This window comes from Citrobacter sp. Cb041, assembly GCF_030336655.1.
In the GTDB taxonomy this organism is placed as follows: domain Bacteria; phylum Pseudomonadota; class Gammaproteobacteria; order Enterobacterales; family Enterobacteriaceae; genus Citrobacter; species Citrobacter braakii.
In genome coordinates this window covers 356,661-369,814 of the sequence record NZ_JAOWDD010000039.1, presented here as the reverse complement: position 1 = coordinate 369,814, position 13,154 = coordinate 356,661, and the positions used below count along the sequence as shown (strand labels likewise).

The 13,154-nt window shown below is 51.0% G+C and carries 13 protein-coding genes; 5 read left to right on the top strand and 8 right to left on the bottom strand.

What is annotated here, in order from left to right; translation table 11 throughout:
- Positions 1 to 19: 19 nt before the first annotated feature.
- Positions 20 to 253, bottom strand: a complete 234-nt coding sequence (locus tag OGV52_RS14815) for a YnaE/YdfK family cold shock protein (RefSeq protein WP_029139493.1) — start codon at positions 251 to 253, stop codon at positions 20 to 22.
- Positions 254 to 406: 153 nt separating this feature from the next.
- Between OGV52_RS14815 and OGV52_RS14810 the strand changes: the two genes are divergently transcribed.
- Positions 407 to 583 carry a YnfU family zinc-binding protein gene (locus OGV52_RS14810; protein WP_213083733.1) on the top strand — a complete coding sequence of 59 codons (177 nt, stop codon included), beginning with the start codon at positions 407 to 409 and terminating at the stop codon, positions 581 to 583.
- 502 nt (positions 584 to 1,085) lie between these two features.
- On the opposite strand, the gene potB is transcribed toward OGV52_RS14810, so the two are convergent.
- Together potB and potA are read right to left on the bottom strand one after the other, a co-directional pair.
- Positions 1,086 to 1,949, bottom strand: a complete 864-nt coding sequence (gene potB / locus OGV52_RS14805; protein WP_016150058.1) for a spermidine/putrescine ABC transporter permease PotB — start codon at positions 1,947 to 1,949, stop codon at positions 1,086 to 1,088.
- Complete coding sequence (gene potA / locus OGV52_RS14800) at positions 1,933 to 3,069, bottom strand: spermidine/putrescine ABC transporter ATP-binding protein PotA (RefSeq protein ID WP_019076506.1); 1,137 nt, start codon at positions 3,067 to 3,069, stop codon at positions 1,933 to 1,935. Before potA ends, potB begins: the two co-directional genes overlap by 17 nt.
- 250 nt (positions 3,070 to 3,319) lie before the next feature.
- Between potA and pepT the strand changes: the two genes are divergently transcribed.
- Positions 3,320 to 4,546, top strand: coding sequence for a peptidase T (pepT, locus tag OGV52_RS14795; RefSeq protein ID WP_047415361.1), 1,227 nt, complete (start codon positions 3,320 to 3,322; stop codon positions 4,544 to 4,546).
- Between the two features lie 104 nt (positions 4,547 to 4,650).
- Here the strand turns inward: pepT and roxA are convergent, their stop codons facing one another.
- From roxA to znuC, 5 genes are all read right to left on the bottom strand, one after another.
- On the bottom strand, positions 4,651 to 5,772 hold the full coding sequence (gene roxA / locus OGV52_RS14790; protein ID WP_016152697.1) for a [50S ribosomal protein L16]-arginine 3-hydroxylase: 1,122 nt from the start codon (positions 5,770 to 5,772) through the stop codon (positions 4,651 to 4,653).
- A 92-nt stretch (positions 5,773 to 5,864) separates the two neighbouring features.
- Positions 5,865 to 7,328, bottom strand: a complete 1,464-nt coding sequence (gene phoQ / locus OGV52_RS14785) for a two-component system sensor histidine kinase PhoQ (protein WP_153690508.1) — start codon at positions 7,326 to 7,328, stop codon at positions 5,865 to 5,867.
- Entirely contained in the window at positions 7,328 to 7,999 is a 672-nt protein-coding gene (gene phoP / locus OGV52_RS14780) for a two-component system response regulator PhoP (protein ID WP_003846709.1), read from the bottom strand. Before phoP ends, phoQ begins: the two co-directional genes overlap by 1 nt.
- A 153-nt stretch (positions 8,000 to 8,152) precedes the next feature.
- The gene (znuB, locus tag OGV52_RS14775) at positions 8,153 to 8,938 is read right to left on the bottom strand and encodes a zinc ABC transporter permease subunit ZnuB (protein ID WP_103766149.1); all 786 of its coding nucleotides are present in this window, start codon (positions 8,936 to 8,938) and stop codon (positions 8,153 to 8,155) included.
- On the bottom strand, positions 8,935 to 9,690 hold the full coding sequence (znuC, locus tag OGV52_RS14770) for a zinc ABC transporter ATP-binding protein ZnuC (protein WP_016152761.1): 756 nt from the start codon (positions 9,688 to 9,690) through the stop codon (positions 8,935 to 8,937). The genes znuB and znuC overlap by 4 nt, the downstream gene beginning before the upstream one ends.
- 78 nt (positions 9,691 to 9,768) lie before the next feature.
- On the opposite strand from znuC, the gene znuA reads away from it, so the two are divergent.
- The 3 genes from znuA to lpxM all read left to right on the top strand — a co-directional run bounded on the left by znuA (position 9,769) and on the right by lpxM (position 13,139).
- The gene (znuA, locus tag OGV52_RS14765; RefSeq protein ID WP_019076521.1) at positions 9,769 to 10,713 is read left to right on the top strand and encodes a zinc ABC transporter substrate-binding protein ZnuA; all 945 of its coding nucleotides are present in this window, start codon (positions 9,769 to 9,771) and stop codon (positions 10,711 to 10,713) included.
- A gap of 15 nt (positions 10,714 to 10,728) precedes the next feature.
- Positions 10,729 to 12,048, top strand: a complete 1,320-nt coding sequence (gene mepM / locus OGV52_RS14760) for a murein DD-endopeptidase MepM (RefSeq protein WP_016152763.1) — start codon at positions 10,729 to 10,731, stop codon at positions 12,046 to 12,048.
- 119 nt (positions 12,049 to 12,167) lie between these two features.
- Positions 12,168 to 13,139 carry a lauroyl-Kdo(2)-lipid IV(A) myristoyltransferase gene (gene lpxM, locus OGV52_RS14755; protein WP_047501988.1) on the top strand — a complete coding sequence of 324 codons (972 nt, stop codon included), beginning with the start codon at positions 12,168 to 12,170 and terminating at the stop codon, positions 13,137 to 13,139.
- Positions 13,140 to 13,154: the final 15 nt, after the last annotated feature.

Below are 13,154 nucleotides of genomic sequence, written 5' to 3'. Positions count from 1 at the left end.
CACTGAGTCCTGACGCGCATTAACGTCTGCCGTTAATGCGCTGATTATCCCTGAGAACCTCAATCGCTGTCTGCATGGCGATTTTGTCATCTCGTTTTTTTTGCTTGTCCTGCATGACCTGAAGGTATTCCAGCAAAGTTCGGGTATTAATAGGTCGGCCCTGTTTGCCCACTGCCAGCACGGCTTCGCCAAGAATAATTTTCACTGGAGGCAACTGGGCCGGGTACCAGTCAAGGGTGTCTTCTGATTTCATGATAAATTTCTCACGGAAGGGTATTATATCATAAATCAGACGTTTAATTTTCAATATCTGATATCCTGATTTAATCATAAATTAACATAACTTAAGCCAGTTATTTTTATATTAAGGCGTATAATAATTACTGTGTTCCTCAGAGAATTATTTATGTCTTATACAAAAGGACTCAGGCACTTTAAAGAAAGACCGGTGCATGTTGCCTGCCCGGTATGCGCATACAGAGCCGATCAGAAAGCAGGTAAACTAAGAAAAGATGCGGTTCTGGAGTGCCCTGCCTGCGGGCTGTTGTTCAGACCATCAGAATGCTGGTGTATCGGCGGCTGATCGGCTTCTGCCACCTAACGTGAGTGATGTTGGGAAATGACAATATTGCTCCTGTACTGTAGTTTGAGAGGATATGATGATGAAATCTAAAAAATCTATTTTTATTGAAGGACATATCCTTTCGAACAGCTGTCATGGGCAGGTTGGTCAATCTTTCTGTATCCACAGGGCCAGGTTTAATAATGGTAAATATGCGATTATCCGGGAAGCATCAGGAATATGTTTCAAGCCTGGCGAAATTATTCAACGAAACGATTGCGAGTGGTTTTATAACCTTACCAAAATTCGCCTTCTCTCATTTGAGTACCTTGAAGATGATGAATCCAGAAGACAATTTCTTGAATATCGATAATAAATTCATGCGTATCATGACGGCATATTTTGGCGGGTTTACAATTCCTTTCTGATTTTACAAATCTTATCCCCGTTCCTGACCTGGCATGCAGTTTACTTGAGGGTAAACTGCATGCCATGATCATTTTAACTTTTTGAGTAATATCGGTTAACTATCAATGTCGCTAACCTTCTTGTTCAGCAAGCGGGAGGCGCGCCAGTAGATCAGCAGCATCAGACCCATGACGATGGTCAGCGTAATGCTGGTGGCAGCACCGAACGGCCAATCGCGGATGTTCAGGAACTGAACTTTAATCACGTTGCCAATCAGCAGGTTTTTCGCCCCGCCCATTAAGTCGGAAACGTAAAACAGCCCCATTGCGGGCAGCATAACCAGCAGGCATCCGGCGATAATTCCCGGCATCGTTAACGGAATAATGATGCGGGTGAAGGTCTGAAGTTTACTGGCGCCCAAATCGCGCGCGGCTTCCAGCAGCGGTTTATCGAGCTTTTCAATGCTGGAATAGAGCGGCATCACCATAAACGGCAGCAGGATGTACACCAGGCCGATAATCACCGCGCTGGGGGTAAACATGATGCGAATGGGGGTATCGATAACGCCGAGCCACAACAGAAATTCGTTGAGGTAGCCCTTGGTACTGAGGAATATTTTGAGTCCGTAGATGCGAATAAGCGAGTTGGTCCAGAACGGAACAATCAGCAGGAACAGCAGCAATGGACGCACTTTTTCCGGCAGTTTCACCAAAAACCAGGCAAACGGATAGCCGAGCACCAGACAGGCGAGCGTGGCAATCAGCGCCATATTGAGGGAGTGAACCAGTACCTCAAAATAGAGCGGATCGAGCAGGCGTGTATAGTTTTCCAGCGTAAAGACCATTTTGACGAAATTGGCGTCGTCGCGGGTCAAAAAGCTGGTGCCGATGATCATCAGGTTGGGCAGAAAGACAAATAACACAAGCCAACCGACAATGGTGACGATCACCACACTCTGGAATTTACTTGTGTTCTTCATCAGCCAGTACGACCTCCCAGCTTTCTACCCAGTTAATCGCCATTTTCTGGTCGAGAGAGTGGTCAAAGTCAGGATCGTCTTCGTTGAAGAATTCACTGACCATCACCATCTTGCCATTTTCCAGTTCCACAACCGACTCCAGCGTCATGCCCTTGTAGTTGCGTTCACGCACGTAGCCGATCAGGCCTTCGATATGATTGTCGTCGTTGATTTCATCAACGCGCAGATCTTCAGGGCGTAACAGGACGTGCAGCTTCTGCCCGGGAATCACCGCGAAGTTGACATAAATATTGCACTCGCGACCTTCAACGTTAGCACGAACGCGCTGTTCGTCCAGACGTTCTATCACCGTCGCGTTAAACATATTGATCTCACCGATAAACCCGGCGACGAACAGATTTTTCGGCTCTTCGTAGATTTCGCGCGGCGTACCGTCCTGCTCAATCTTGCCATCGCGCATCACCACGATACGGTCTGACATGGTCAGCGCCTCTTCCTGATCGTGAGTGACAAAGACAAAGGTGATACCAAGCTTACGTTGCAGCGCTTTCAGTTCGTTCTGCATCTGCTTGCGCAGTTTGTAGTCCAGCGCAGAGAGAGATTCGTCTAACAGGAGTAAACGGGGTTTATTGACCACCGCTCGGGCAATCGCCACGCGCTGCTGCTGTCCACCGGAGAGTTGATGCGGTTTTCGCTGGGCGAACTCTTCCAGCTGCACCATGCGCAGAGCTTCGGTAACGCGGGGGGGAATGTCGGCTGCGGGCGTTTTTTGCATGCGTAAGCCAAAGGCCACATTCTCAAATACGGACATGTGGGGAAATAACGCATAGCTTTGGAAGACGGTGTTCACGTAGCGGTTTTCCGCCGGAACGTGAGTGATGTCCTGGTTGTCCAACATGATATGACCGGAATCAACCGTTTCCAGACCGGCAATCAGGCGAAGAACGGTTGTTTTACCGCAGCCAGAGGGGCCAAGCAGCGTGAGAAACTCGCCATTATTGATGGTCAAATCCAGGCTGGAAATCACCTCTTTGCCATCGAAACTTTTGCGAATTCCCGCTAATTGCACCAGTGGAGAAAGCGAACGCGGTTGTTTATTCAATTTTTTACTCTGTCCCATGTAAACGCAACGGATGGCTGACCGCTGCGGGGTTCGTGGTTAACCACCTTGATGACTCTTAATGAGGGCCGTTATTCTACGGCAAACCATGGTAATCGCCAATCCTTGTTGCGAATTACTGACTTAGCCCTATAGTCAGAGGGGATGTCAGGGCGAAATATTCTCACTTGCGGGGATAAAAGTGACCTGACGCAATATTTGTCTTTTGTTGCTTATTGATAATGTTGTCACAAAAAGTGAGGGTGACTGCATGGATAAACTACTTGAGCGTTTTTTACACTACGTGTCGCTGGACACCCAATCAAAATCGGGTGTGCGGCAGGTACCCAGCACCGAAGGACAGTGGAAGTTATTACAACTGCTCAAACAACAGCTCGAAGAGATGGGGCTGATTAACATTTCACTGAGCGAAAAGGGGACGCTGATGGCCACGTTGCCCGCTAACGTTGCTGGCAATATTCCCGCGATCGGCTTTATTTCCCATGTGGATACCTCACCGGATTTCAGCGGTAAAAACGTTAATCCGCAAATCGTTGAAAACTATCGCGGCGGCGATATTGCGTTAGGCATTGGTGATGAAGTTCTGTCGCCGGTGATGTTCCCGGTGCTGCATCAACTTCTGGGTCAGACGCTGATCACCACAGACGGTAAAACGCTGCTGGGCGCGGATGATAAAGCAGGCGTGGCGGAAATCATGACCGCGCTGGCGGTGCTCATCCAAAAAGATATTCCGCACGGTGATATCCGCGTGGCCTTTACGCCGGACGAAGAGGTTGGTAAAGGGGCGAAGCATTTTGACGTTGCGGCATTTGATGCGCAGTGGGCCTATACCGTTGACGGCGGTGGCGTGGGAGAGCTGGAATTTGAAAACTTCAACGCCGCGTCGGTTAATATCAAAATTGTCGGCAACAATGTCCATCCCGGTACCGCAAAAGGGGTGATGGTGAATGCGCTGTCGCTGGCTGCTCGTATTCATGCTGAGGTTCCGGCAGACGAAAGCCCGGAAACGACGGAAGGCTACGAAGGCTTTTATCATCTGGCGAGCATGAAAGGGACGGTCGATCGGGCGGATATGCACTACATCATCCGTGATTTTGACCGCAAGCAGTTTGAAGCGCGCAAACGCAAGATCATGGAGATCGCCAAAAAGGTCGGCAAAGGGTTACACCCGGATTGCTATATCGAACTGGTGATTGAAGACAGCTACTACAATATGCGCGAAAAAGTGATTGAGCATCCGCATGTGCTGGATATCGCCCAGAAGGCGATGCGCGATTGCGATATTGAGCCGGTGCTGAAACCTATTCGTGGCGGCACCGACGGCGCGCAGCTGTCGTTTATGGGGTTACCGTGTCCGAATCTGTTTACCGGAGGCTACAACTATCATGGTAAACATGAGTTTGTAACTCTGGAAGGAATGGAAAAAGCGGTGCGGGTGATTGTACGTATTGCGGAGTTAACCGCAAAGCAGCAGTAAATTTATCGATAGATGCCGGATAGCGCTTCGCTTATCCGGCCTACAGTATTTCACTCCAAAAGGCCTGATAGGACGCGCTAGCGTCGCATCAGGCACCGTTCGTATTATCCTTCGAAGAACCAGTACCCGCTGTTAACCAGTGCGGCAAGCATGGCAAGGAAAGACGGATCTTCCAGCGCATCCTCAAAGTTCTCGGCCGTCAGAACAATATGGCTGGCAAGCGCTTCCAGGGCAGGGCGATGCGGTGAATCAATTTTCTCACCGTTGGCGTAGACGTCATCGCCGATGCGCAATACGCGCAATCCGCCCAGACGCACTAACACATCCCCTTGCTTCAGGGCATCGTAAATTTCGTCTGGCTGATACGGCGGCTCCGGTGGAGCAATATCCAGCTCATGACGAGACTGAGATATAAACTCGCCAAACCACTGCTGGAAATGTTCCGGCTGATTAATCAGTCCAAGCATCATTTCACGCAGCTTGTCCATTTCCTGCGGCAGAACGTCAGCCGGATGATCGCGCGGCGGCAGGTCAGGATCGCTGTAATACGTGCTGCCCAGCTCACGTTGCAAAACGTAATCGGCGAAGCCGCTGATCAGTTCGCGAGTATTCGGCGCGCGGAAACCGACCGAATAGTTCATGGCGTTTTCCAGCGCATAGCCTTCGTGCGGGAATCCTGGTGGAATGTACAGGATATCGCCGGGTTCCAGCTCTTCATCGATGATGGCTTCAAACGGGGCGACCTGCAGCAGGTCCGGGTGAGGGCAGTGCTGCTTCAACTGCAGTTTTTCGCCCACGCGCCAGCGACGTCGCCCGGTTCCCTGAATGATAAACACATCGTACTGATCAAGATGTGGGCCAACGCCGCCGCCGGGGACAGAGAAGGAGATCATCAGATCGTCAATCCGCCAGTCCGGCAGTTCGCGAAACGGACGCATCAGCGCGGCGGTGGGTTCATGCCAGTGATTGACCGCCTGTACCAGCAGCGACCAGTTGTTCTCGCCGAGATGATCATAGCTTTCGAACGGACCGTGGCTAACCTGCCATTTACCGTCCTGGTGGCTGACGAGTCGGCTGTCGACTTCGCTTTCCATTGCCAGTCCAGCCAGTTCGTCAGGAGAGAGTGGATCAATAAAGTTGTTAAACCCGCGTTTTAAGACCACCGGGCGTTTCTGCCAGTGGCGTTCAAGAAAATCGGGCCAGTTAAGTGTGAGTTGGTATTCCATAATGAGCATCCCGCAGGCTGGTATCTGCAACCGATTATAACGGATACTTAACCGCAAGCGGGAAATCAGTACATATTTATTACATGCGGCGATTACTCGTCTATCTGCCCCGGCTGCTGGCGGCCAAAAATAACTTCCATGCGCGCGCCACCCAGCAGGCTATCGCCTGCAATAATCTGCCCGTCATACTGTTCGGTGATTTCTCGCGCCACCGCCAGTCCAACGCCTTGCCCTGGTCGTAGCGTATCGACACGCTGTCCACGGTCAAACACCACTTCCCGTTTGCTTTGCGGAATACCAGGACCATCATCTTCAACCAGAATGTGTAGCTGATCCTCGGACAGATGCGCTGAAATCTCGACAAACTCCAGACAATATTTACATGCGTTATCCAGCACGTTGCCCATCACTTCGACAAAATCGTTCTGTTCGCCCACAAAACTGATTTCGGGTGAGATATCGAGATTTATGTTGACGCCTTTACGCTGATACACCTTATTTAGCGCCGAGGTGAGTTTATCCAGCAACGGCGCGACCGGATGCAGTTCGCGGCTAAGCAGCACGCTGCTACCACGCATGCTGGCGCGATGCAGGTAATAGCCAATCTGCTGGGAAATACGGCTGATTTGTTCCAGCATGATGGGTTCCGCGTCGCTTACGTTCATTTTTTCATTACGCATCGAGCGGAGCGTACTCTGTAATACCGCCAGCGGTGTTTTCAGGCTGTGGGTGAGGTCTGTTAACGTCGTACGGTATTTGTCGTAGCGCTCGCGTTCGCTTTTTAAAAGTCGATTAAGATTGCGGACCAGGCTGGTCAGTTCGCGAGTGGTGGCGGGGTTTAACATCTCTCGATGATGTTCCTCAAGCTCACGGACTTCACGCGCCAGCGATTCGATGGGCCGCAGACTCCACCAGGCGGCTACCCATAACAGCGGAATGACCAGCAACAGATTGGCGACCAGCACATAAATAAACCAACTCCAGACCATATACGAGCGCTTTAGCTCAACAGGAATGGTATCGACAACCACAATGGTCAACTGTGGCATTCTGGCAGTGGCGGGGTAGACGTTCACGGCGACCGAGTGGGTCATTTCGGCATCGTCGTCATCTTCTCTGACTTCTTTTAGCTGCTGCTGAGCGGAGTGATCTTCGCCCAGTAAAGTGCTGGTGGCATCTACATTGGCTTCAATCTCATGAAAACCGTTCGCTTTTAGCCATTCCGGTTGGATACTGTGCGTCAGCCAGGGAACATTGCGCTGCGCCCACAACAACTCACCGTCTTCGTTATAGATCAGCGACATTGTTGGGCTTTGCATATCGAGATTCTCGGGCAGCTCGACGTTTATCTTGCCGTTCTCCCATTTTGCCAGGGTATAGAACAGGTTACTTTCACCCCGCAGCAGGCGGAACGTTGTTTTATCAAAGCTGACGCTGTAACCCACCAGGGCAACCATGCCGTAGGCCAGCGAAAGCACCAATACCACGCCCGCGGTTGCCAGTAAAAAGCGCAACCGCAGTGATAACGGGAAAAAATGACGCAATAATTTATTCATTAGCGCAGTTCAAAAAGATATCCCTGGCCACGCACGGTGGTGATGACATCATCTGGGTATTGCGCCTGTATTTTTTTACGCAGACGCCCCATCAGAACATCAATGGTGTGGCTTTCACGCAGCTCGGCATCCGGGTAAAGCTGTAACATGAGCGAATCTTTACTGACCACTTTGCCGTTGTTACGGATAAGTGTTTCCATAATGGTGTATTCGAACGCCGTGAGCTTGATAACTTCATCATTGACGGATAACTCGCGTCGAGAGAGGTCCACCTGGAAAGGAGGAAGAGAAATAATCTGCGATGCCAGACCGCTGTTGCGACGCATCAGTGCCTGCATGCGCGCAGCCACCTCTTCGATATGAAACGGTTTTGTGACGTAATCGTCGGCTCCGGCGCTGAGTACTTCCACCTTGTCTTGCCAGCCTTCACGCGCGGTTAACACCAGAATCGGCAACGAAACCTCATTGCTGCGCCAACGGCGGATCAATGACAAACCGTCTTCATCGGGGAGTCCTAAATCAACGATCGCGATATCCGGCAGATGTTCATTCAGATAATAGTCCGCTTCCTTCGCATCTTCTGCATCATCCACCTGATGCCCTAAATCCTGTAACTGAACCTTGAGGTGGTGGCGTAATAAAGCATTATCCTCGACAACCAGTACGCGCATCATCGTTTCTCCCTAAAATAACGGTATAAATAGTTTAACGCTGATTATGTGGCTGTGGGGATAAACATTTAATAAACCGCGGGAAGGGAAGCATTTCGCTCATGAAATAAAAAGCCGGATAAGGCGATAGCCTCCATCCGGCTAAAATACGCATTAGCTCGCCTGTTTTTTCATCATGCTGAAGATAAACAGCAGCGCAGCACACAGCACCACGGAAGGACCTGCCGGGGTGTCATAGAAGGCCGAGAAGGTCAGCCCGCCTGTAACCGCTATCATTCCCACACCAACGGCAACCCCTGCCATCTGTTCTGGCGTACGGGCAAAGCGACGTGCGGTTGCCGCAGGGATAATAAGCAGAGAGGTGATAATTAACGCTCCGACAAATTTCATCGCCACGCCAATAGTTAATGCTGTGACCAGCATCAGCAGCAGCTTAACGCGTTGCAGTTTCACGCCATCCACAAATGCCAGATCCGGACTGATGGTCATCGACAGCAGGTTGCGCCACTGCCAGAACAAAATCGCCAGAACGATAACCACCCCAATGGCGATGGAAATAAGATCTTCTGGCGTCACGGCGAGCAAATCACCAAACAGGTAGGCCATCAGATCCACTCGGATGTTGGACATCAGGCTGACGACAACCAGCCCTAATGACAGCGCACTGTGGGCCATAATGCCCAATAAAGTATCGATCGCGAGGTGGGGGCGTTTTTCCAGCCATACCAGACCGCCTGCCAGCATCAAGGTGACGACGATGACCGCATAGAAAGGGTTTACATCCAGCAGCAGGCCAAAGGCGACCCCCAGTAGCGAAGCGTGGGCCAGCGTATCACCGAAATAAGACATTCGACGCCAGACCACAAACGAGCCGAGCGGGCCAGCGGCACAGGCCAGCATGATCCCGGCTAACCAACCGGGTAATAACAATTCAATCATGAGTGACCATTTCCCCGGCGTAAGACGATACGACCCTGTAAATCGTGGCGGTGATTATGATTATGACGGTAAATTCCGAGTTGTTCGGCACCGCGTTGTCCGAACATTGAGATGAATTCCGGGTGCATGGAAACCACTTCCGGCGCACCAGAACAACAAATATGATGGTTCAGGCACAGTACCTCATCGGTTTTTGCCATCACCAGATGCAGGTCATGAGAAACCATCAGTACGGCGCAATCCAGTTCACGTCGCAACTGGTCGATAAGATCGTACAGTGCGACTTGCCCATTGACATCCACGCCCTGGGTTGGCTCATCAAGCACCAGTAGCTGAGGTTTATTCAATAAAGCACGGGCCAACAGGACGCGTTGTGTCTCCCCGCCAGAGAGTTTTTGCATCGGCGCATTCATCAGATGTCCGGCCTGAACACGCTTCAGTGCCGGAAGGATATCTTCTTTTTTGGTGCCGGGACGTAGGCGCATAAACCGACTTACCGTCAGCGGAAGCGTCGTATCGAGGTACAGTTTTTGCGGCACATAGCCAATCCGCAATCGACCATTACGCTTGATAACTCCCTCATCAGCCTCTACCAGCCCTAATACAACGCGCACCAGCGTAGATTTCCCGGCACCATTTGGGCCGAGAAGCGTCAATATTTTACCGGGTCGAAGTTCAAGCGATACGTCAGAGAGGACGCGGCGTTGACCATAAGAGACCGAGACATTTTCCAGTGAAACCAAAGTCGTCATATCAATTTTAGTCTTGCAGAAGTTATAGAATGTTATAATATCACAATTCTCACATTCATTACGATGATTGGTCGCATTATGTTACATAAAAATACGCTTCTTTTCGCAGCATTATCCGCTGCTCTTTGGGGTAGTGCAACACAGTCGGCAAATGCCGCTGTCGTGGCTTCTCTTAAGCCGCTGGGGTTTATCGCTTCAGCCATTGCTGACGGGGTTACTGACACCCAGGTTCTGCTGCCTGACGGGGCTTCCGAACACGATTACTCATTGCGTCCTTCAGACGTAAAACGCTTACAGGGCGCGGACTTAGTCGTTTGGATTGGACCTGAGATGGAAGCGTTTATGGAAAAATCAGTCAAGAATATTCCTAACGCAAAACAGGTAACGATTGCGCAGCTCAATGACGTGAAGCCGTTACTCATGAAAGGTGCTGATGACGATGATGACGATCATGGACATAATGATGCCGGCAGTGAAAAAAGTGACGAGCATCACCATCACGGCGATTACAACATGCATCTTTGGCTTTCCCCAGAGATAGCACGGGCCTCAGCGGTTGCAATCCATGAAAAATTAGTGGAACTTATGCCGCAAAGTCGAGCCAAACTTGACGCCAACCTGAAGGATTTTGAGGCACAATTAGCCGCAACCGATAAGCAGGTAGGTAACGAGCTCGCGCCGCTCAAGGGAAAAGGTTACTTCGTTTTTCATGACGCCTATGGCTACTACGAAAAACACTACGGACTAACACCGCTTGGTCACTTTACCGTGAACCCTGAGATTCAACCTGGTGCGCAGCGTTTACATGAAATAAGAACACAGTTGGTTGAGCAAAAAGCAACCTGCGTTTTTGCTGAGCCACAGTTCAGGCCAGCGGTCGTTGAAGCCGTCGCGAGAGGGACATCCGTTCGAATGGGAACGTTGGATCCGCTCGGAACGAATATCAAACTGGGTAAAACAAGCTATTCAGCGTTTTTGAACCAATTAGCCAACCAGTATGCGAGCTGCCTGAAAGGAGATTAATGAGGAAGTGATTACGTGCAACAGATAGCCCGCTCTGTCGCTCTGGCATTTAATAATCTGCCGCGGCCCCATCGCGTTATGCTGGGGTCGCTTACCGTACTGACATTGGCCGTCGCTGTCTGGCGGCCCTATGTTTACCATCCTGATTCTGCACCCATCGTCAAAACTATCGAGCTGGAAAAAAGCGAGATTCGCTCACTATTGCCTGAGGCCAGCGAACCTATCGATCAGGCCGCTCAGGAAGACGAAGCTATCCCACAGGACGAACTGGATGACAAAACGTCTGGTGAAGCCGGCGTGCATGAGTATGTTGTCTCCACGGGCGATACGCTGAGCAGTATTCTGAATCAGTACGGCATCGATATGGGTGACATCAGCCAGCTCGCGGCTTCCGACAAACAACTGCGTAACCTGAAAATTGGTCAGCAACTTTCCTGGACGCTAGGCGCGGAAGGTGACTTGCAGCGCCTGACCTGGGAAGTCTCCCGTCGTGAAACCCGTACTTACGATCGCACCGCGACGGGTTTCAAAATGAGCAGCGAAATGCAGCAGGGCGATTGGGTTAACAGCCGAATCAAAGGCACCGTGGGCGGAAGTTTCGTCGCCAGTGCCAAAGATGCCGGACTGACCAGCTCTGAAATCAGCGCAGTGATTAAGGCCATGCAGTGGCAGATGGATTTCCGCAAACTGAAAAAAGGCGATGAGTTCTCGGTACTGATGTCTCGCGAAATGCTGGACGGTAAACGTGAGCAAAGCCAACTGCTGGGCGTCCGCTTGCGTTCTGAAGGTAAAGATTATTACGCAATCCGTGCTGAAGACGGTAAGTTCTATGACCGCAACGGTACCGGACTGGCGAAAGGCTTTATGCGTTTCCCGACGGCTAAGCAGTTCCGCATCTCTTCCAACTTTAACCCGCGTCGTCTGAACCCGGTGACCGGACGCGTTGCGCCGCACAAAGGTGTCGACTTTGCGATGCCGCAGGGGACGCCGGTGCTGTCGGTGGGTGATGGCGAAGTGGTTGTAGCGAAGCGCAGCGGCGCAGCCGGATACTATGTTGCGGTTCGTCATGGTCGCACCTATACCACACGTTATATGCACCTGCGTAAGTTGTTGGTCAAACCAGGACAAAAAGTGAAACGTGGCGATCGTATCGCGCTGTCTGGCAATACCGGGCGTTCAACGGGTCCGCATCTGCACTACGAAGTCTGGATCAACCAGCAGGCAGTGAATCCTCTGACGGCGAAACTGCCGCGCACAGAAGGTCTGACCGGGTCGGATCGTACCGATTACCTGGCACAGGTGAAAGAGGTTGTTCCTCAGTTGCGTTTCGATTAATTAACACGCTGACAGAGCCGGTACGCTATGCGTGCCGGCTTTTTTATTTTGTACGGCGCATCGCGCGCCGCTACACTATCAGCAGATCTACTTTTCGCCGCACCAGACACTGGAAGAGCATGGAAACGAAAAAAAAGAATATTGAATATATCCCCGAGTTTCACAAATCATTTCGCCATCCGCGCTACTGGGGTGCATGGCTTGGTGTGGCGGCGATAGCAGGCATTTCGTTAACGCCAGCATCATTTCGCGATCCAATTCTGGCAAAGCTCGGAAGAATGGCCGGGCGGCTGGGAAAAAGCTCGCGTCGCAGAGCACTGATCAATTTATCCCTCTGCTTTCCTGAGCGCAGCGAAGCTGAGCGTGAAGCTATTGTCGATGAGATGTTTGCGACTGCGCCTCAGGCGATGGTTATGATGTCGGAACTCGCCATACGCGGTCCGGAAAAAATTCAGCATCGGGTCGACTGGCAGGGGCTGGAAATCATCGAAGAGATGCGTCGCAACGATGAAAAAGTGATTTTTCTGGTTCCTCATGGTTGGGGCGTAGATATCCCAGCGATGCTGATGGCTTCCCAGGGACAGAAAATGGCTGCGATGTTCCACAATCAGGGAAACCCGGTATTCGATTATGTCTGGAACACGGTACGCCGTCGTTTCGGTGGTCGTTTGCATGCGCGTAATGATGGCATCAAACCGTTTATTCAGTCTGTACGTCAGGGATATTGGGGATACTACCTGCCGGATCAGGACCATGGCCCTGAGCACAGCGAGTTTGTGGATTTTTTTGCTACCTATAAAGCCACGTTACCGGCGATTGGCCGCCTGATGAAGGTGTGTCACGCCCGTGTGGTGCCGCTGTTCCCGGTATACAATGGGAAAACGCATCGCTTAACGATTCAGGTTCGTCCTCCGATGGATGACATCCTGACGGCGGATGACCACACCATTGCCAGACGAATGAACGAAGAAGTGGAAATCTTTGTGACGCCGCATCTCGAGCAATACACCTGGATTCTAAAACTGCTTAAGACGCGCAAACCCGGTGAAATTGAGCCTTATAAGCGCAAAGATCTTTATCCGAAGAAATAAAAAAAAGCCTCTCAA